At 69.0% G+C, this 19160-nt stretch carries 22 protein-coding genes; 12 read left to right on the top strand and 10 right to left on the bottom strand.

The features are described 5' to 3' along the window. Window positions 1-209 precede the first annotated feature (209 nt). The gene (locus tag OH735_RS10700; RefSeq protein ID WP_406381145.1) at window positions 210-872 is read left to right on the top strand and encodes an HAD-IA family hydrolase; all 663 of its coding nucleotides are present in this window, start codon (window positions 210-212) and stop codon (window positions 870-872) included. Window positions 873-885: 13 nt separating this feature from the next. Here OH735_RS10700 and OH735_RS10705 read toward each other — a convergent pair whose 3' ends face one another. Further along, on the bottom strand, window positions 886-1620 hold the full coding sequence (locus OH735_RS10705; RefSeq protein ID WP_406381146.1) for an ABC transporter permease: 735 nt from the start codon (window positions 1618-1620) through the stop codon (window positions 886-888). Between the two features lie 294 nt (window positions 1621-1914). On the opposite strand from OH735_RS10705, the gene OH735_RS10710 reads away from it, so the two are divergent. From OH735_RS10710 to OH735_RS10720, 3 genes are all read left to right on the top strand, one after another. Continuing rightward, the gene (locus OH735_RS10710) at window positions 1915-2559 is read left to right on the top strand and encodes an HNH endonuclease family protein (RefSeq protein ID WP_406381147.1); all 645 of its coding nucleotides are present in this window, start codon (window positions 1915-1917) and stop codon (window positions 2557-2559) included. 263 nt (window positions 2560-2822) lie between these two features. Continuing rightward, window positions 2823-3278, top strand: a complete 456-nt coding sequence (locus OH735_RS10715) for a DoxX family protein (protein ID WP_406381148.1) — start codon at window positions 2823-2825, stop codon at window positions 3276-3278. A 305-nt stretch (window positions 3279-3583) separates the two neighbouring features. Continuing rightward, window positions 3584-4267, top strand: a complete 684-nt coding sequence (locus tag OH735_RS10720; protein WP_406381149.1) for a DedA family protein — start codon at window positions 3584-3586, stop codon at window positions 4265-4267. On the opposite strand, the gene OH735_RS10725 is transcribed toward OH735_RS10720, so the two are convergent. From OH735_RS10725 to OH735_RS10735, 3 genes are all read right to left on the bottom strand, one after another. Next, window positions 4254-4478, bottom strand: a complete 225-nt coding sequence (locus tag OH735_RS10725; protein ID WP_406381150.1) for a DUF2277 domain-containing protein — start codon at window positions 4476-4478, stop codon at window positions 4254-4256. The genes OH735_RS10720 and OH735_RS10725 overlap by 14 nt on opposite strands. Before the next feature lie 73 nt (window positions 4479-4551). Beyond that, on the bottom strand, window positions 4552-5934 hold the full coding sequence (locus tag OH735_RS10730) for a DUF1254 domain-containing protein (RefSeq protein WP_406381151.1): 1383 nt from the start codon (window positions 5932-5934) through the stop codon (window positions 4552-4554). A gap of 27 nt (window positions 5935-5961) precedes the next feature. Then, entirely contained in the window at window positions 5962-6396 is a 435-nt protein-coding gene (locus tag OH735_RS10735; RefSeq protein ID WP_406381152.1) for a hypothetical protein, read from the bottom strand. Between the two features lie 506 nt (window positions 6397-6902). On the opposite strand from OH735_RS10735, the gene OH735_RS10740 reads away from it, so the two are divergent. Beyond that, window positions 6903-6977 (top strand): 50S ribosomal protein bL37, encoded by a 75-nt coding sequence (locus tag OH735_RS10740; RefSeq protein WP_406386517.1) that lies wholly within the window; start codon window positions 6903-6905, stop codon window positions 6975-6977. 424 nt (window positions 6978-7401) lie between these two features. After that, a complete protein-coding gene (locus tag OH735_RS10745; protein ID WP_406381153.1) occupies window positions 7402-8352 on the top strand; it encodes an N-acetylmuramoyl-L-alanine amidase in 951 nt (316 codons plus the stop codon). A 139-nt stretch (window positions 8353-8491) separates the two neighbouring features. On the opposite strand, the gene OH735_RS10750 is transcribed toward OH735_RS10745, so the two are convergent. The 3 genes from OH735_RS10750 to OH735_RS10760 form a co-directional block, all read right to left on the bottom strand. Then, entirely contained in the window at window positions 8492-9622 is a 1131-nt protein-coding gene (locus OH735_RS10750; RefSeq protein WP_406381154.1) for a catalase family protein, read from the bottom strand. A gap of 55 nt (window positions 9623-9677) precedes the next feature. Beyond that, complete coding sequence (locus OH735_RS10755) at window positions 9678-11030, bottom strand: Dyp-type peroxidase (RefSeq protein ID WP_406381155.1); 1353 nt, start codon at window positions 11028-11030, stop codon at window positions 9678-9680. A gap of 113 nt (window positions 11031-11143) precedes the next feature. After that, window positions 11144-11734, bottom strand: a complete 591-nt coding sequence (locus tag OH735_RS10760) for a hypothetical protein (RefSeq protein ID WP_406381156.1) — start codon at window positions 11732-11734, stop codon at window positions 11144-11146. Between the two features lie 373 nt (window positions 11735-12107). On the opposite strand from OH735_RS10760, the gene OH735_RS10765 reads away from it, so the two are divergent. The 3 genes from OH735_RS10765 to OH735_RS10775 all read left to right on the top strand — a co-directional run bounded on the left by OH735_RS10765 (window position 12108) and on the right by OH735_RS10775 (window position 14453). Then, entirely contained in the window at window positions 12108-12893 is a 786-nt protein-coding gene (locus OH735_RS10765; RefSeq protein WP_406381157.1) for a GAP family protein, read from the top strand. A gap of 370 nt (window positions 12894-13263) precedes the next feature. Then, the gene (locus OH735_RS10770) at window positions 13264-14094 is read left to right on the top strand and encodes a hypothetical protein (protein ID WP_406381158.1); all 831 of its coding nucleotides are present in this window, start codon (window positions 13264-13266) and stop codon (window positions 14092-14094) included. Beyond that, window positions 14091-14453 (top strand): transcriptional regulator, encoded by a 363-nt coding sequence (locus OH735_RS10775; RefSeq protein WP_406381159.1) that lies wholly within the window; start codon window positions 14091-14093, stop codon window positions 14451-14453. Before OH735_RS10770 ends, OH735_RS10775 begins: the two co-directional genes overlap by 4 nt. Before the next feature lie 248 nt (window positions 14454-14701). Here the strand turns inward: OH735_RS10775 and OH735_RS10780 are convergent, their stop codons facing one another. Next, entirely contained in the window at window positions 14702-15031 is a 330-nt protein-coding gene (locus OH735_RS10780) for a hypothetical protein (RefSeq protein ID WP_406381160.1), read from the bottom strand. A gap of 118 nt (window positions 15032-15149) precedes the next feature. Between OH735_RS10780 and OH735_RS10785 the strand changes: the two genes are divergently transcribed. Beyond that, on the top strand, window positions 15150-15359 hold the full coding sequence (locus OH735_RS10785; RefSeq protein WP_406381161.1) for a hypothetical protein: 210 nt from the start codon (window positions 15150-15152) through the stop codon (window positions 15357-15359). 330 nt (window positions 15360-15689) lie between these two features. On the opposite strand, the gene OH735_RS10790 is transcribed toward OH735_RS10785, so the two are convergent. Beyond that, the gene (locus OH735_RS10790; RefSeq protein ID WP_406381162.1) at window positions 15690-16271 is read right to left on the bottom strand and encodes an HD family hydrolase; all 582 of its coding nucleotides are present in this window, start codon (window positions 16269-16271) and stop codon (window positions 15690-15692) included. Window positions 16272-16283: 12 nt separating this feature from the next. Next, window positions 16284-17402: a helix-turn-helix domain-containing protein gene (locus OH735_RS10795; protein WP_406386518.1), complete on the bottom strand. Its 1119-nt coding sequence runs from the start codon at window positions 17400-17402 to the stop codon at window positions 16284-16286. 270 nt (window positions 17403-17672) lie between these two features. Here OH735_RS10795 and OH735_RS10800 point away from each other — a divergent pair, with 270 nt between their 5' ends. Continuing rightward, window positions 17673-18167, top strand: a complete 495-nt coding sequence (locus OH735_RS10800; RefSeq protein ID WP_406381163.1) for a hypothetical protein — start codon at window positions 17673-17675, stop codon at window positions 18165-18167. A gap of 73 nt (window positions 18168-18240) precedes the next feature. Continuing rightward, the gene (locus OH735_RS10805) at window positions 18241-19074 is read left to right on the top strand and encodes a transposase family protein (protein WP_406381164.1); all 834 of its coding nucleotides are present in this window, start codon (window positions 18241-18243) and stop codon (window positions 19072-19074) included. Window positions 19075-19160: the final 86 nt, after the last annotated feature.

The raw sequence follows: 19160 nt of genomic DNA on the forward strand, positions 1-19160 counted from the left end.
ACGGTCGCGGCCCACCCGGATTGGCTTTCCCGGACAGGTTTTTGTATCGTGATGGAACAAAGTAGCCTCCGTCCGCCACTCCCTGACCGGCGGGCGAGGCTGCTTGTTTCTCTTTCCTGCGACATATCCCCCTTCTCTCACTTTCCTTCGACTCCCCTCGGCCTCTCCCCCTCCTGTTCTGCTTCTCCCCCCCGCTCTGGAGCCCGCCCATGCCGGCCACCGTCCTCACAGCTCGCGCCCTCCTTCTGGACATGGATGGCACCCTCGTGAACTCCGACGCCGTCGTGGAGCGCTGCTGGCGGCGTTGGGCGCTGCGGGAGGGGCTGGACCCGGAGGCCGCGCTCAAGGTGGTTCACGGGCGGCAGGGGTACGCGACGATGGCGGTGCTCCTCCCGGACCGTCCGATGGAGCAGAACTACGCGGACAACCGGGCGATGCTCGCCGAGGAGACCGCCGACACCGACGGCGTCGTGCCGGTCGCCGGCGCGCCCGCTTTCATGGACGCGATCGCGGCACTCCCGCACGCCCTGGTCACCTCGGCCGACGCCGCGCTGGCCCGGACCCGGATGACCGCGTCCGGACTGCGGATGCCCGCCACCCGCGTCACCGCCGGGAGCGTCGGCGCCAGCAAGCCGGACCCCGAGGGCTTCCTCAAGGGAGCCGCCGAGCTGGGCTTCGCCCCCGCGGACTGCGTCGTCTTCGAGGACTCGCAGGCGGGGATCGCGGCCGGCCGGGCGGCGGGCATGCGCGTCGTGGGTGTCGGCCCGCGGGCCGCGGCGCTCTCCCCCGACGCGCACGTCGAGGACCTGACTCAACTCCGGGTGGAAGCGGCGGCCGACGGTTCGATCCGGCTGCACATCGACGCGCGATAACCACCCTCGGGCCTCAGTCCCGGTGCAGTCGCCCCCGTGCCACGAGTTCGAGCATGACGGCGACGGCCACCGCCTGTACGGCCATCAACGCCACCAGTACGAACAGCTGCACGGCCCCCGCCTGCACCGGTGAGGCGCCGCCGAGCAGCATGCCCACGAAGGCGCCCGGCAACGTGACGAGCCCGACCGTCCGCGTCTGATCCAGCCCCGGCAGCAGCGCGTCCGCCGCCGCGGGCCGGGCGATCTCCAGCCTCGCGTCACGGTCGAGCAGCCCGAGGGCCATCCCAGCCTCCACCTCCCCCCGCCGGGTCGCCAACTCGTCCAGCGCCCGCCGCCCGCCGAGCACGGTCGCGGTCAGCGCGCCCCCGATGAGGATGCCGGTCACCGGGATCAGCGCGATGCCCTGGACCTTGACGAGTCCCGTGAGCAGCAGCAGGACGACCACCGGCACGACCCCCGCCCCGATCGGCAGGGCCGCCCACCACCAGGTCCGATTACGGGTGATCCGGCGACCCGCGATCCGCACGGCGACGGCGTACATCAGCACCACGAACCCCAGCAGCGGCGGCAGCGAACGGACCACCCAGCCGATGATCAGGGAGACCGCGGCGAGCTGGACCGCGGCCCGCAGCCCGGCCAGCAGAATCTCGCGCGACCGTCCGAGCGAGGCCAGCGCGGCGACGATCGCCGCCGCCACGAGCAGCAGCGCGAGGACGACCCCGAGCGTGATGTCGACCGGAAGCAGCACCCCGTAACTCTACGGCCGACCCACCCCGGACCACAGGCACGAACCGACCCGTCCCGGACCACAGGCGCGAACCGACCCGTCCCACAGGCGGATTGTCGTCGCATCAGCACGTACGCCCGCGCAGATGCGGACGTACGCCCCCATGCTCCGGCCCCGTCGGTCAGAACCCTTGATGTGACGTGCCCATGTCGCCACTCTGTTACCTGGCGCCCACCCCACGGAAACCTGGCGCCGCCACGATGGCCGGGCCCTACGGGTCACCCGTCCAAGGCCCCCCACATCAAGGGAGTTCGCATGTCAGGTGTCTACGCGCGTCGCATAGCTGTCGTCGCCGCATCCGCCGCCCTCGCCGCAACCACCGGGCTGCTCACCGCCCCCACTGCCCAGGCAGCCATGCCCACCCCGGTGTCGGCATCGACCGCCCGCACCTACCTGAGCCAGCTGACCGTCTCCGCGGAGGGCTCGTCGACCGGTTACAGCCGCGACAAGTTCCCGCACTGGATCACCCAGTCGGGCACCTGCAACACCCGCGAGGTCGTCCTCAAGCGCGACGGTACGAACGTGCAGCAGGACTCCAGCTGCGCGGCCGTCAGCGGCAGTTGGTACTCGGAGTACGACGGCGCCACCTGGACCGCCGCCTCCGATGTGGACATCGACCACATGGTCCCGCTCGCCGAAGCCTGGCGTTCGGGCGCCAGCAGCTGGACCACCGCCCAACGACAGTCATACGCCAACGACTTGACGCGCCCTCAGCTCATCGCGGTCACGGACAACGTCAACCAGTCCAAGGGCGACAAGGACCCGGCCGCCTGGCTGCCCCCGCGCACCGCGTACCGCTGCACGTACGTGCGCGCCTGGGTGCACGTGAAGCACTACTACAACCTCACGGTCGACTCGGCCGAGAAGGGCGCCCTGCAGTCCGCCCTCAACGGCTGCTGAACCCACCTCCCCCCTCTCCCGTCGCTCCACGCCGTACGGAGCCGTGCACACCGCACGGCTCCGTACGCGTATCCGGGAGGGGCCAGGACGGCGCGAGGGCGGGTGCGCAGATGGAGGCGGTGTCGGACAGAGCCCCGACCGACGAGCACAGGACACCTTTCAGTCAGTCGACAAAATGTTGAGCTTGCAAACATTGGTTAGGCTTCCCTGACCTTGACGCTCAATCGGTTCACGTCCCCCTCAGACCGAAGGAGCCCTCCCCCATGCACGCACGTTTGAATCAGGCTCAGCCCTATACCCTCGCCCTGTTCCGGATCGCCGTGGGTCTGCTCTTCGCCTGCCACGGCGCCGCCTCGCTCTTCGGCGTCCTCGGTGGCGCGATGGGCGGCGGCACCATACCCGCCGGCACCTGGCCCGGCTGGTACGCGGCGGTCATCCAGCTCGTCGGCGGCAGCCTGGTGGTGCTCGGTCTGGGCACCCGCGCCGCCGCGCTCGTCTGCTCCGGCTCCATGGCGTACGCGTACTTCGTGGTCCACCAGCCCGAGGCACTCTTCCCGCTGCAGAACGACGGCGAGTCCTCGGCCGTCTTCTGCTGGGCGTTCCTCCTGCTGGTCTTCACCGGCCCCGGCGCGTCGGCCCTGGACCGGCTGTTCAGCAGGGGCGGCGCGGAGCGCGCCGGGGACCGCGCACGCGAACAGGCACCGGCTGTGACGGTCTGACGGCGGCGATGGCCTGACCCACGCCGGACCGGCCCGTCCACCCACGGGCCGGTCCGGACATCGCCTACGGTCCGCACATCACCTGCGCCGCCTGCACCGTCTGCACCACCTGCACCACCTGCACCGCCCGCAGCGCCTACGCCCGGAACCTGGGCTTCCCATTTGCAGGCTTACGTGAGCTTCCCAACATCATCCGTATTTATAGATCACCGCAAGAGCGTCACGCGTACGCTGGACAGCTGGCCCTGCCGCTCCTGCCGCTCCCCTGCGACGTCGCGGCGTTGTTCCGGATCGGGGAGTAGTAGGTGCTTGAGAGTATGGGTGCGCTGACCGGCAGCCCATGGATCTATGCCGTGGTCGCCCTCTCGGTGCTCCTGGATGTCTTTCTGCCCGTGCTGCCCAGCGGAGTCCTGGTGATCGCCGCCGCCACGGCAGCCGCCGCCGGTTCGACGACCGTCGCGGGCACCGCTGCCGCGACGAACGCCGCCGCGCAGGTGTCCCAGGTGCCCTCGCTCCTCGCGCTGATCCTTTGCGCCGCCTCCGCCTCGGTCCTCGGCGACCTCGTCGCGTACCGGCTGGCCTGGCGCGGCGGCGAACGCCTGGACCGGGCCATCGCCCGGTCCCGCCGCCTCACCTCGGCACAGGAACGCCTCGGCGTCGCCCTCGCCCGGGGCGGCGGCATCCTCGTCATCATTGCCCGCTTCGCCCCGGCCGGCCGCTCGGTCGTCTCCCTGGGCGCGGGCGCCGCGCATCGCAAGGTCAAGGAATTCCTGCCCTGGTCGGCGCTGGCGGGCGTGGCCTGGGCCGGTTACAGCGTGGGCCTCGGCTACTTCGGCGGCCAGTGGCTCGGCGCGACCTGGGTGGGTACGGCCGTCTCGGTCCTCGCGCTGTTCGCGGCGGGCGCCCTCGCCGCGTACGTCATGCGCCGCCCGGCTGCCGAGGCGGCCGCCCGGACAGCGGCGCCGGCGACGGCCACTACGGCGTCCTGACCGCCCCCCGTATCTCCAGACCGTCCAGCAGTCTGGCGGTCGCCCCGGCGATCTCGTCGACGGCCCGGTCGAACACCTCCTGATTGTGCGCGGCCGGGGCACGGAAGCCGGACACCTTGCGTACGAACTGCAGGGCGGCGGCCCGGATCTCCTCCTCGGTGGCCTCTTCGGGGAGTGCGGGCGGTCGAAGGGTCTTGATGCTGCGGCACATGACTCCAGTGTGACCCGCCCCACTGACAACGCCCGAAAACCGGCCCCGAAACTCACCACTCACCCCGCGCCGCTCACCCCGCCCCGCTCCGTTGAACGGCGGGGATCTCCCACGTACCGTCGAGGATCTCCTGCCCCGGTACGTAGAGCCTGAGCACGATCCGGAACTCCCCGCCGGGCGAAGGCAGCCAGTTCGCCGCCGCGGCCGGGCCGGCCGGGCGCTCCCTCCCGATGTGCAGCGTCAGCGACCCGTCCTCGTCGTATACGAGCCCCGGGGTGCGATCACCGATCGAGGACCGGTCGGCCGGGTTCCCGGCGAGGCGGTGGCCCTGTGTGCCGTACGCGGTCATGGACCAGAACGCTCCCACCGGCGGCTGCCGGTCGAAGCGCAGTACGTAGGAGTGGGCGCCGTTCAGCAGCTCACCGTCGGCGTCGCGGAACGCGCGTGCGTACACCGCCTCGTAGCCGTGGCTCCCCCACAGCGCGTTCCGCGCCGCCACCGCCCTGGTCAGGTAGGAGGCCTCCCGGTCCGCGATCCGCCACTGCGGGGAGTCGATGGTCCCGACGCCGTACCGGTCGAGGTTGTAGTCGAAGAGATGCGGGTTCGTCTCCCAGCCCCCGTCCGCCGCCGGGGACCGGCTCGCCTCCGCCACCCGCGCCCTGCCCCGTACCAGGCCCTCGGTCAGCGCGTGTACGAGTCCGGGGTCGGCGGACACGTACGGCGACGGCCCCTCCTCCAGCAGCCCCAGCGGCTGGAACCGGTCCTGATACGCCTGGTCGGGCGCGGACGGCGGGAAGTCGGCCATCCACACCCTGAGCTGCTCGAAGAAGCGCAGCGACTCCGGTACGTCGGGGTCGGGCGCGGGCAGGCCCGTGCGGTGGGTCCCGGGTTCGACGTGCGTGAGGGCGAGCCGTGCCTGAAGCGCGCGGACCCGCTCCCTGTCGTCCGGACCGTCGCAGGCGTCGCGTCCGATGACGGTGACGACGGAGGTCGGCGCGTCGATCACCCCGCGCACCCCGTCGGGCACGCTGCCCGCCCAGCCGGGCGGTACGACGAGCCAGTCCCCGGCCTCCGTACCGGTGGCACGGCGGCCGACGTACGCGAAGTTGTTGGTCCAGGCGTCCACGAACTGCAGCACGTAGTACGCACCGTCCGTGTCGGGGACATGGAGGAGAACCGGGCCGCCGGAAAGGTCGAGATGGGCGAGGGAGTGGACCGTGCCGTCATCACCGACCGACGCGAAGTGCGCGTCGGGGGCCACCGGTTGGCCCGCATGCGCGAAGTGGTTGAAGGGAGCGGGCGGCAGCGCGCCGGAGCCCGTCTGCATGAAGTCCTCGACCGTCGACAGGCCGTGGACCAGCGGACAGCCGTAGACATACGCCTCGGCGGCAAGAGCGACGAGTTCTTCCGCGTTCTCCTCCGGCACCGCAACCCTCTCCCTCTCCCCCGCATCCATGGTCCGCTCCCTCACGCGCCCGCTGCCTCAGATGACCGCCTTCGCGGTCGCCGTGCACAGGGCCCAGATGACGAACGCGTCGATGGCGATGGAGACGATCGCCCAGACCGGTTGGTACGGCAGCCAGACGAAGTTGACGATCAGGCTGATGGAGGCGAGCACCACACCCGTGGCACGAGCCCAGACGGCGCCCTTGAGAATGCCCCAGCCGACGCATCCGAGGACGATGCCGAGGACGAGGTGGATCCATCCCCATGTGGTCACATCGAACTTGAACGTGTAGTTACTGACGTGCGCGTAGACGTCGTCGGTGGCGAGACCGGTGATGCCCTTGATCACTCCGAGGACCCCGTCGACGAGAAGCAGCACGCCGGCGAACATGACTCCGCCCGCTGCCCAGGGGTTCATGTCCCCCTGATCGACGGTACGGGCCGGGCCGGACGCGGGCGCTGAGTGTGCCATGGAAACTCCTAGGCCGGAGCGGGACTGCAAGACAGAACCGACCCTGCGTGGCACCTTCCCGGGCGTCCACCCGGACGCACCCGAACGGGTGACGCCCCGAGCGGCGCCTTCGGCCGGGCTACGGTGCCGGGTACCGCGACACCTTCACGACCCGGCACGTGACCTTGCCCGGGAAATCCCCCAGCCCCTGCGCCTTTTCCAGCGACTTCTGCCCGGCGCCCAGGTCGGACGCCGTACGCGAGCGACGTCGGCCTCCCCGACGACACGGGCCTGCGCCACCGGCTGCTGACCCTGCCGGACACCGCGAACGACCCTCGCCGCCTGCGGTACCTACAGCTGCTCGCGGTGATCAACGCATGGCCCCACCGGACGATCCGACACCGGCCCTCGCCTGGTTCGCCGAGGCATTGCGCGCCCGGACGGCCCGGCACGTCTGATGCGGCGGAACCGGGTCGAACCTAGACTGACGAAGGCCCGAAACATCCTGAATAAGGGAGATATCCGCCATGGCCAAGCGAGGAAACAAGCGCCGCGGCCGCAAGAAGAAGGACGCCAATCACGGCAAGCGCCCCAACGCCTGATCCGACACAGAGCACGCCCTCCCCCCCATCGGCCGCACGAGCCACCCACCGAGCCGTCCAGGAGCCCCTGACGTGCGCGGGTGACCGTGCGGCCGACGCATGCGGCGCGGCCGAGGAGACGACGGCTGGTACGCAACGCCCCCTCGCCCGAACGGCAGAGGTGACTCCCCTGACGACCATCGGGGTGCCGTGCCATTTCCCCGCAGGAGCGGGTGACCCCCGGCCCCACGGCCCGTCAAAACCGGCGACTTCCCGTCAAAACCGGCGACTTCAGCGCATCCGGAACGGCATTGACGGACGGCACGAAGTACACAGTCGCGGCGGCGAGTTCGACGTGTGTGACGTGGTCCGTACTTCTGGGCAGAGAATGAGGTGGGCACGTCCCGGAACGTCGCGTACACCTCAGGGCGAAAGGAAGAACCACATGGCACAGCCCCTGACTGCCGCACAGGTCATATCCGCTTTGCGAGCGGAAGGCGTGCGCATCGTAGAAGTCGGTGACTGGCGTACGCACAACCGGAATTCAAAGGGGCCGTGGGGTCCGGTCAACGGGTCGATCGTGCACCACACGGTCACCAAAGGCACCGCCTCCACCGTCCGCATCGTCCGCGACGGCTACGCGGATCTGCCCGGTCCTCTGTGCCACGGGATGATCGCGAAGGACGGCCGGGTGCACATGGTCGGCTGGGGCCGCGCCAACCACGCCGGCGGCGGCGACCCGCGTGTGCTGGAGCAGGTCATCGCCGAGTCCTACGGCACCCGTCCGACCCCGCCCACGAAGGGCAACGCGAACGGAATCGACGGCAACGCGCGCTTCTACGGCTGGGAGTGCGAGAACCTCGGCGACGGCAAAGACCCCTGGCCCAAGGCGCAGTACCAGGCGATCGTCCGCGTCCAGGCCGCGCTGTGCCGGGCTCACGGCTGGTCGGCGAAAAGCGTGATCGGCCACCTGGAGTGGAGCTCCGACAAGGTCGACCCACGCGGGTTCTCGATGGCCACGCTGCGCGCCGACGTCGCCGAGCGACTGAAGCATCCCGCGAGTTGGAACCCCGGCTCCGACCAAGAGGAGGACCCCATGGCGGGGATCACCAAGAAGGACATCTTCGACGCCGTATGGAAGACGGACGCGATCGGCGGCCCCTCCGACGCGGCGGACCACGAAACGAATCCGATGTGGCAACCGCAGAGCATCCTCAAGGACATGCAGGTCCGCATCCGGCGCATGGACAAGACCCTGGCCGCCCAGTCCGCCGCGATCACCGCACTCGCGGGCCAGGTCGGCACGGGTGCGGACACCGAGACCATCGTCGCCGCGGTCCAGACCGCCATCAAGAACGCCGTGATCACCGTCGACATCCATTCGGAGGAGGCCTGACCACGACCCCACGCACCCCTCCCGATGACGCATACAGCGTTCCGTGAACGGGGCTGAATGAGACGGAAACCGAGACGGGCGACGATCCAGGGGTAGTCCCGAGCACGGATCGCTCCGACGCTTGCCGTCACGTCAATTTTCATTGAGTCGGGCCGAGTACCTCGTCGGCGCTGCGGGGCTCTGTGCGCGCCTGCTGGTTGAGCTTGTGGCGCTCGATGGAGGATCGCCGATAGACCTCCTTGCGGGCTCGCATGATGTTACCCAGGGGTGCGTGCTCGGCGGTGACCCGCCAGGGCGTGAAGGACAGTGCGTCCATCTTCTCCAGATTGTCCGGGCCGGAGATGTCCTGCTGCGGCAGCCGCAGCTTGGCCACGGTGACGGACGGCGAAAGCTGCTCGGGCCACTCCACGGTGGTGTCCTCCACCGGCATGCGCTCCAGGTCGGTGCAGAGCTGGACCTGGATGTCGAAGGCGTAGGGCCGCTCCTGCAGTTCGGCCTGCAGGGCCGGTCGGAAGACCTCCTGCGCGGAGGCCGGGGCGATGGCGCGCCGGACCACCGCGGCGGCGAAGGACGGATCGGGGGTGATGCGCACCTTGGCGATGTAGTCCCCGTGCCGGACCGCGCCCATCGTCCAGTAGCTCGACAGCAGCAGGTTCACCGGAGGGGTCTTTGACAGGCGCAGGAAGGCCAGGAACTCGTCCCACGCCCAGTTGTCCTGGTCCAGCGTTCCCTTTCCGGTCACGAACTCGGTGAAGAAACGATGTGCGCCGGGTCGGCCCTGGGAGAAGTAGGCCGGCGCGTTCAGGAACAGCTCCTGGATGAACAGGTAGTGCTCGACCGTGTTGCAGAAGAAGATCGGTCCGTTGATGTTGGCGTAGTCGAAGGTGCCCGTGTCCGGTTCGTCTTCCAGCAGGGTCGGGCCGGGGATGTCGAAGATCTTCAGTGCCAGTCCGGTGGCGGCGCCCAGTCGCGCGTCGGCTCCGGCGTGCGGCGAGCCGTTGGAGAAGCGGATGAGCGCATCGTGGGTTCCCGGAGTCGCGTAGATGCCTTGGGCGTACTCGGGGGGCAGCCCGTCCAGGATCTCCACTTCCCCTCGGACCAACCCGTAGCCCTTGGCGTGGGCGTCGCGAAGGGCCCGTCCGGTACCTCCGGCCTTGACCGACTCGGCGATGTAGCTCTCGGTCTTCTCGATCACCGTCTGCACGTTGCGGTCGAAGTTCGGGTCGTCGTCTTCGACGTCAGGCGTGTAGGGGACGAACTGTGCTGCCATGACTTCGACCTCTCCTCGGAGAGCGTGATCGGACCGCAGCGGGTAGGAATCGCCGTCAGTCCTCCAGTTCGGCGAGCCAGTGCAGGGCACGCAGACCCGGCAGGAAGCAGTACTCGCCGCCGCGGGTGACCACGAAGCTGGGCAGGTTCTGCAGGCGACGCCGGACCGGCTTCTCCGGGATGGTGACGCTGCCGGTTCCATCGTGGTGCCCGGCTACCGGGTCCTTCTCGCCGGGATAGCCGATGAAGTTGCCGTCGTTGACCCACTCAGCCTTGATGAATTCGAACTGTCGTTCCAGGTGGGCTCCCATGAAGACGCCGACCAGGCCCCGGTCGGCGCCGTCGTCCTCCAGCACGCCCTCGGGCAGCGGCGGGCCGTAGGTGGTGCCGCGACGGATGAGGCGGTGCATCCGTGCGTCGCCGATGATGGTGGAATCGCGGGGGTTGGTGCGCCGGATGTGCGCGCCGGCGGGGCACCGGAAGCCGCGATCGTCGTTCTCCCGGTACAGGAAGTTGTTGACGCGGTGCGGATCGGCCGCCAGCTCCGGATCATCATGCTCCGGCGTCAGCGTCAGCGGGGCGCCGCTCGGCCAGCGCCCGACCATCTTCGCCGCCAGGAGTGCCTCCTCCTCGGCGCTGGAGCTGTTCGCGCGCAGGTACTGCCGCCATGCTGCCACGTTGGTGTGGATCTTGCGAACGGCTACGTAGGTTCCATTGCGCCCCAGCACATCGGGGCTGGGCATGGGCGGCAGGCTGCCGGTTTCGTCGGGGTAGCCCAGGATGAACTCACCGGCTTTGATGGGGACTTCCTGCGGGTTGGAGCCCGGCAGTCCGACGCCCTCGATGTTGGGATGGCTGATGCCGTCGCGGAATCCGAAGGTGGTGCGCCCGGTCGGGAGCTGGTGGACGTCCTGCTGCCAGATCACCTGGACACCGGGCGTGTCCTCGTAGGCGACGCGGGCCCGTTCCAGCTCCTTGCCCAGCTGCGCCCCATCGGAAGACAGGGCGCTCAACGCGATATGAACGTCGCCCGTTCCAAACGGCGCCTCCCAGTGGGCCGGGGCGCTCCCGCCCACGTCACCGATCAGCTCCGCCCGGGCGGCCATGCCCTCACGAAACGCCCGCGGAAAGCTGTCCAGCGACTCCTGAGGTACCCCCAGGGCCTTCAGCCCCTGGTAGGTGAACGCCACAGCTACCCAGGCATCCTGGCTCGGGTCCACGCTGGGCAGACCACCCGAGGTCAACGGGAGCAGCCGCCGCAGCAGGGCGCGCCCGGCATGGCGGTCGTCGACGCGCAGGAACATGAACTTTCCCTCGTACGGCACGGGCCGTGGACGCAGTGCCCCGCTTTGGACGTCGTCGATCTCTACGCGCACGCTGGCTGCGCTGCTACTTGCCGCCGTGTTCATGATCGCCTGTGCCTCCATATCGGCCTCTGCCTGGGCAGACCTGCACCAGCCGACCCGCACCCGACGTGGCCCACCGATGTTGGGTCGGCTCTGAAGGCTGGTTGTGTCCGGTTCTAGACCGCGGCTTCCTCCATCAGCTTCTGGAAGGCCGGCGTGGCCAGCAACTCCGCGTTGGCCGGATTGTCCAGCGCCGCCCGGAATTCGGGGGTGTCCAGCACCGCCTGGAACGCGTCGTCCACGCGCTGGTCCTTGTAGATCTGCTGAACAGTCAGATCGGGATAGGCGCTGACGAAGACCCCCGCGGGCTCCTGGTGGGCGACGAACCAGTCCTTCGCCCCTGGGTCGGTGACGCCGGGGAACCCTTCGCTGTGCGAGAAGACCTTGTCGAAGCGGGCGCCGACCACCGTCTGGGCGAAGTCGTCGATGTACGTGTCCCAGGAGCCGTCGAAGACACTGGCGAACATGAACCGGGTGTCGTTGTCGAAGATCACGTGCCGTGCGTCATGCAGGGTGCCGATCTTGCGCACCGCCGCATGGACGTTCTCGCTGGCCGCCGCGTCGGCGAGCGCGACGAGATCCTCACGCAACGCATCAGCATGGCCCGGTTTGATCTTGGTGAAGACGGTGAACTCGCTGCAGACCCCATCCGACCTGCCCGGGCGCTCGGGGTGAGCTGATTGGGCAGCACCTGTCGTCGCAGTCATCGTGAGATTCTCCTGCCACGGATCGGTGCGAGGGTCGCCAGACGCCCGGATATGAAGCGCCATCGCCCTCACATGTCAATCCTCACGGCGGATCTACCGGCTCGCATCTCGGCCCCTGGGCGATGTGCTCACCTGGGACGGATTCCCGGGAAGCTCCGGCACTGCGTCCAGTTCTGATCACTTCGCTCCTTCCCCACCAGGGGCGATTTCGTTCCGTGCCGCGTCTCCGTCACGGTGCCGAGGAAGAAAACCGCCTCGGGTGCCGGCTCGCCGTCCGGTCCGGGACTGCGGCAACGCGGGTGCGGCAGGCCCAGGCCGGGGTCCTCCGCGTCCTGAAAAGCTCCCGAGGACAGATCCGGCCAAGCGCAGGAAGATGGAGCTGGTGGGACGTGTCGAGAACGCCACGGAGGCAACCATGGGCGCAGTTCTCGGTGATGTGCTGGGTTTTGCGGCCGCCGTCGCGATCAGCCCGCTCCCGATCATCGCCATCATCCTCATACTCGCCACGCCCCAGGGACGCCTCAACGGAGTCCTCTTCACCGTCGGCTGGATCCTGGGACTCTCGGCACTGGGCGCGGTAATGCTGGCAATCGCCACCCCCGCAGGTGCCTCCGCCCACAATCAACCGGCCACCTGGGTGGGCGCCTTCAAGCTCGCTCTGGGCGTGCTCCTCATCCTCTTCGGCGCTCGGCAATGGCACCGGCGCCCAAAGGATCCCTCACAAGCCCAGCTGCCGAAGTGGATGGGTGCGATCGACCGCCTCACGCCGGTCAAGGTCTTCGGACTCGGACTGGCCCTGGCCGCACTCAACGCCAAGAACGCCCCGTTGACCATCGCCGCGGCCGCCTCCATCGGCTCAGCCGGACTGCCGGTCGGGCAGCAGATCGCATCGCTGGCAATCTTCGTCCTGATCGCCACCCTCGGCCTGCTGGCGCCACTGGGAGTCTTCCTGCTCGGGGGAGAGCGAGCCAAAGCCACGCTCGGCAATTGGAAAGACTGGGCAGCCCAGCACAATGTCGCCGTGATGGCTGTCCTGTTCTTCGTTCTCGGACTGAAACTGCTGGGAGACGGCATCTCCATCCTCACCTCCTTATCGAATCTCGCCGCACGTGACGGGGGCGACGAAGGCCCGCGGCTACCGGCGGCCGCCTTCGGCTGACGGCAACGCAGATCCAACGAAAGAGAAGCCCCAGACTGTCACTCGATGCGAACTATGGGCGGAGCGGTCGCTGAGGTCTCTTCGGTCGGCCAGTCGGCAGCCTGGAGCTGCCGAGGGTCGGGGGTGGTTGCGATGGCCGCTGCACTCCGCTGCTGTACCGCCTGCCTCGTGGTGATCGCGGGACGTCCCAGCGGTTGGTTGCCGCCCTCTCCGGCCGTGAATTGCCTTTCGGAGGAGCCACTTTGGTTGGGACGGCGCGCCGCGTGCTCTTGACCGCCATGTACTTTGCATTGCAAAGTTAATGTTCGGCGGACGGTCATCCGGTGGTCCGCCTCACAGCGTTGCCGAAGCGCGACCACAGGGGGACATCATGGGAACACCCGCACCGAGCGGCGCGGAATCCGAACCGCGGGCGCACGCGGCCGGCCTGTTGGCGGCGACGGAAGGCCTGCGGGTCAGAACCCGCACGCAGCTGAACGGCTCGTGGATTCCCCTCCTCGGCTTCGGCCTCCTCGGGCTGGCGGCCGCTCCGGTCGCCAGGTACGCCTTCAACTTTGGAGCCCACGGGCGCAGCATCGAGTCCTATCCAGCCTTCGCCTACGCCGAACTGACCGGCCTGTGCGTCGTCCATGAGCCGGGAACTCATTGTTTGAAGGGCGAGTTCGACGGCGCCGTCCTGCGCTTCGCGGCCTGGGGCATGTGGTTCGCGCTCCTACCCCTGGCATGGTTCGTCTTCGCCCGTTGGTATCGCCTGCGTGGCGAGACTCGGGGCATCGTCCCCCGCCGCAGGGTGTGGATTCGCGCAACCGCGGCAACTACCGTGGCGATCGCGGCAGCACTGGTAATGCTGCTGTTCGGCAGGAACCAGCCATGGGAGGCCGCACTGTTGGAGAACAGGTACGCCTCCCCGTGGTACCTGGTCGGCATCGGACTCCTGGCCCTCGGCATGGCCGAACGCAGTTGGATCGCCGCAGCGGCCGGCATCACTCACGCTCTGCTGCTCACTGGCTACCTGGGAGCCTCCTGGGGCACTGGGTGGCTCCCCTGGGCGCACCCCGCCCACCCCGGCTGGACCGACGGACCGCAGGCCAAGGCGCTCCTGCTCGCCGCCATCCTGCTCCTCGCCGGTCTGTCCGAGTGGACGACGACCCACCGCCGAGCCGCGCCCGACGCCGCCGGTCCGCGTACGGTCATCTCGTGAGCGCCGCTACGCCGGACGACCAGCAAGGACTGCATCCGACTCAGGCGCTGGACGACACCGTCCACCAGCGCGTGCGGCTCGGCATCCTCACCGTCGCCCGCGAAGCCGACCGGGTCGAGTTCGGCTTCCTGAAGAAGCAACTGGCCGTCACGGACGGAAACCTCTCCCGGCACCTGAAGGTGCTTGAGGACTCAGGTCTGATCACCATGGAGAAGGGCTACGCCGGTCGGCGCCCCCGAACATGGATCACCCTCAGCCGCAAAGGCGCACAGGCCCTGGACACCGAACTTCGCGCCCTGCGTGCACTCGTCCTTCGCCTGGAAACTCCCCGCCCCGTGCCCGGCCCACCCGACATGTGATCAACACTTCAGGAGCGAGTTGGGGCGGTCGCTGGCGTGAGCTGCGGACATCTGCCTTGGCGTAGGTCCTCGCGTCTGCACCGTTGTTGCTGCCGAATCACCGTGAGTCCCCGCCCGTTCTGGCACGGGAGCGGCACGGCCCCGCGGTGATGGTGAGGTAGCCGGCTCTTGTCGCCCCCCGGGACGCGCCCTTTACCGTGCGGCCCCCGAGGGCCTCGCGCCGGGCATGCCGGTGAGCATGACCGGCCTCAGCTCCCGCAGTCGATGTCGGCCGATCCCCCACGGACGACAGGATCGGTGCTCGTACCGCTGATGCGCAGAAAACCGCCGCCAGGCCCCCAGTCCAACTCGTACGTGCCTGCATCGACGGGCCGGTAACCATCGTCGACCGTCCAGGATGCCGACTCACCCAGGGCCAGGCCGGTGCGCCCCACCGCGTACGCCTCACCATTGCCGATCACGAGAAAGGACGTCTCCCGCACCACGGCCGTGCAGCCCCCCGGCCCCGCAGGGCGCAGAAGGTGGTACTCCGCGTCCGAGATCAGGTCGTCCGCCGCTCCCCATGCAGTGCCAAGCATCGCCGTGACGATCAGCAACCTGCTCGCCGGCCGTGCCGACGTGGCTCGCTTCCGCGGGAGGCTCGAAGCCCCCGCCGGGCGGCCCACCCGGGTGAGGGCCCATCGGAGAACGAGCGCCATGACAAGGAGAGTTGCACTCACCGCCCAGCCGGGCACCACCCGCCCCTGCACGACCAACAGGAGGCTGCTCCAGCTCGCCACGGCGGCGAGGGCCAGACTCCCGATGCCTGCTGCCGTGGAGACGGCGGGCGACAACATCACGCTGTGCTGTGTACGGGCTTCGGTCACGACGGGTACGACTCTCTGCACGCGCCGACAGTTGCGCTGAGAGGTCGAAGCACTTCGAGCCCCGGGTCCACGGCGAACCGCGGATCCCAGCTTCTTGTGAGACCAGGGAGGGGCGCCCTACTTCTTCTTGCCCTGGGTCTTTGGGGGGATCTTGGCGACCTGCGTTCTTGCAGCTCGGAGCGCTGGCCCCGACCGCCTGAGTGGTCATCATTGGTCGTTGTCGGCCGCTACCGAGCGGCCTCGGGCGGCCCAGGAGCCAGCCCTCTGAGCCGCGGCCTTCGGATCCGTAGCTCTAGCCAGATCGGTCAGCGACGGCCATACCGGCCGCTACGAGGCCCCGGAGAGATGGTAGCGGCCGGGGCGTCGGGAGTCAGGGCTTTGTCTCGCCGAGGGCGGTACGCAGCCAGTCCAGTGTCCCCTGGCCGAGAAGCTCATCCGCGAGACGCTGGCCAGTCTCGGTAACAAGGCGGCCGCGACTGTTGTCGATCCACCGCTGTGCGTTCTCGTAGCCCTGAGCTTTGTACTCGATGCCCTGGAGCAGGCACTCCAGTTTGTCCGCGTCCCGGGCGCAGACGGCTTCTGGCGATTCCTTGCCCTCATACTCGGCGACGACGTCGCGGATCGCCGACGCAAGCACCTCCGGCATGTCGGCCGTCTGGTCCGCGGTCACCTCCTGCGGGTCACCGGCAGGCGCGTACTTCTTCCCAACGTAGTTCACGTCCCCGGTGCGGGTCTCCTGCGTGTCATGCCACACAGCGAGGAACGCGGCCTGTGCCGGGTTGGCGCCTTCCAACTTCGCGATAATCGAGGCGATCAGCGAGGTGCGCCACGAGTGCTCGGCGACGCTCTCCGGATCCTTGACGCCTGCCATCCACCAGCCCGTTCGGCGCGTGTGCTTGAGCGTGCCCACCTCGTACAAGAAGCGCCCCACTGCGGACAGGTCGTCAACCACGCCCGTCTCCTCTCACGCCTCGGCGAGGCGGATCGCGTACCGGATGCCTTCCAGTTCCCTGCGCGCACGCGCCGACAACTCCCGGCTATCCAACATCACGCGGAGGGCTGTGCGTAGGTCTCGCCCGACCGGAGCGCCCGGGCGAAGCAGGTTCGGGCGGGCGGCGAGCAGGGTCCACAGGGAGTGGACATTCAGATCGAAGAACCCGTGGTGCGGGGTCAGGCCGCGCACGAGGTGGCGCATCAGCTTGTCCCCCTGCCAGGGGCCTGGGTTCGGGGTGGCAATGAAGTCGTCGGACAGCTGGATGTGCGGCGCCTCACCGATCCAGTACGCCCAGTAGTTCAGGTTGGCCGCCTCGCCCGCGTCGTTGTCGGTGAGGGTGGTCGTGATGAAGTGCCCCATCCGTTCCTGGTCGCCTTGCCTGGCCGCGACAGCGGCGACTGACCGGGCGTTGAGCCAACCGGTCAGCCAGTCGTCGGGGCGCTCAGTCCGCTGCTGACGGGCCAGCCACTCAGAGGTGTCGGGCGCATCATCGTACCCGGCCAGGTAGAGGGCTTGGCGGCGAAGCAGAAAGCGTTCCTTGCCGCGCGCCTGCTCGGCGGCCTGGCGCATGCGGGAGAAGAAGCGCCTGCGGTCGGCGGCGGGGAGTTCCGGCCCGCGCGGTACGGGGCCCCGGCGCGGTCGCGGCGGGTCAGGCAGCGCTCGTAGCGGTGTCGGAGTCACGCCGTTGAGCGGCCAGGACAGCACCTCAACTAGGTCCCGCTGCATGACCCATGCACCGATCGGGCTGTCGTCGGCGGACGTGTCCTCGTCGAGGGCACCGGCCAGCAATACGTCTGCCTCCATAGCCAGCTCCAAGGCTAAGAGCAGGGTTGGCGCGCTGCCCAGTTGCAGGAGCTGGTGGCGGTACATGAGCATTTGCCCGACCGGCACAGCCGTCAGGGGCCGGCGTCCTGATTCCCATCCTGCGACGGTGTCGGGCGAGACCCGGAACCGCTCCGCGAGGGCCTCCTGTGTGTGGCCCAACTGCTCACGGACCAGGCGGAAGACGTACCCGGACACTATGCCGCTGCGACTCCTCTGTGGCGTTCCCTGACCATCGGTCAGGGTGGTGCGTGATCCGGTGTCCATGACATCCCCCTTGCCTGTCGAACGCGGCCAGGCACCCGTACCCGCAGTCAGTTCAAGCGGCGGCCCCTGCTCAATACCGTCGTAGTCACAGTGAGGCTGCGCCAAGCTCGTTTCCGCAGTTCAGTGGGGCTGGTGTGATGCGCCGGTGAGGTACTCACGCTGACAGGTGGCCTGATCGTTAGCACGAGATCGTCTGGCGTGGGCGTTCTTGCGGGTTCTGGCGTGAGGTTCGGGGGCTGCTGCGTAGGTTCCGCGTCGGGAGGAATGTTCATGACGGACGTACTGACGTGGACGATCGAGCGGCGGCTTGAGCTGGCGAAACGTGCCGAACTGCTGCGCAAGGAGCTGGGCGAACTCGAGCTGGAGGTGGCCCGGTTGGAGGCCGCCGAGGTGGTGTTCGGGCAATGGTTTGAGGCCACCGACGGTGGACGGCGACCGCCGGGCATCGTGTCGCCGGAGCCGGAGCCGGAGCCGGAGCCGGAGCCGGAGCCGGTTGCTGTGACGGTGGGCCCGGGTGCGGGCGGGATGCGGGTGGTGCCCGATCGCGTCGAGGGGATGGGGCTTCAGGCCCTGACCTCGGAGTACCGCCGGATCATGGAGATCGTGGCCGGGGCGGACGGTCCGGTGATGGCCAAGGATGTCGCCCTCGCGCTGGGCCGGGAGACGACCCCGGCGAAGATCGAGCCGGTCCGGGGCCAGCTGCGCAAACTCTCCGACCGCGGCTGGCTCGTCCGCACCGCATCGGGCCGCTACCGACCACGCTGACCAGCGGTGTCGACGGCCGGACGGGCCGATTCCTGCCGTAACGCGAGGGCCCCCGGCGGGAGTTGGCAGATGTGTGAGCAAAAACCAGCCCGCCGAGGGCGCTCAGGAAGTTGTCTACCAGGTCCGCCTCCCGCTGTCGAAGCGGACCATCAGCCTCGTCGCCGACCTGATACGCCGGCACCGGAACCAGATGCGCTCGCCCTGGCGCAAGGCCGAACCCGGCCGGCAGGCCGTCATCGTGCTCGCCGTCCTGCGCCACGACCAGCGTCTGGCCGACATGGCCGGCGGCAACGGTGTCGGGGAGTCCACCGTCCGCCGCTGGGTGAAGGAAGTCGTCAAGCTGCTGGCCGCCCGCGCCCCGCGCCTGGACCGGGCGTTGAAGAAGATCGCCCGCAGCGGCGGGGTCGTGGTCCTCCTCGACGGCACCCTGATCCGCACCCACCGCCGCACCGGGAAGGACGACCGGAAGAACTACTCAGGCAAGCACAAGGCCCATGGCCTGCTGTTTCTCGCGCTGACCGACGAGAAGGGCAACCTGATCTGGATCTCCGCGGCCAAGCCCGGCCGGTCCAGCGAGATCACCACCGCCCGCCACAACAAGATCACCGGACACCTGCGGGAAGCCGGCCTCGGCGCCCTGGCCGACCTCGGCTTCGTCGGCCTCGACGACAAACCCGACGACGACCCGGTGATCATCACCGGCCGCAAGGCCACCCGCAACCACCAGCTGACCGCCGCCGAGAAGGAGACGAACCGCCTGGTCAGCCGCGAACGCGCCGCCAACGAACACGGCTTCGCGAACCTCAAGAACTGGCGGACCCTGACCAAGCTCCGCACCGACACCCGGCAGGCCACCACGCTCCTGCGAGCCCTGCTCGTCCTGGCGAACAGCGAAGTACAGCGGTGACGAGACGGGCGGACGATCTCGCCCCGACGATCATGCCGCCTACCAGCGTGAGGACCTCACCGGCGGATCACGCCAGCCCCGCTGAA

The organism is Streptomyces sp. NBC_01618 (assembly GCF_045209435.1).
Taxonomy (GTDB): Bacteria; Actinomycetota; Actinomycetes; order Streptomycetales; family Streptomycetaceae; genus Streptomyces.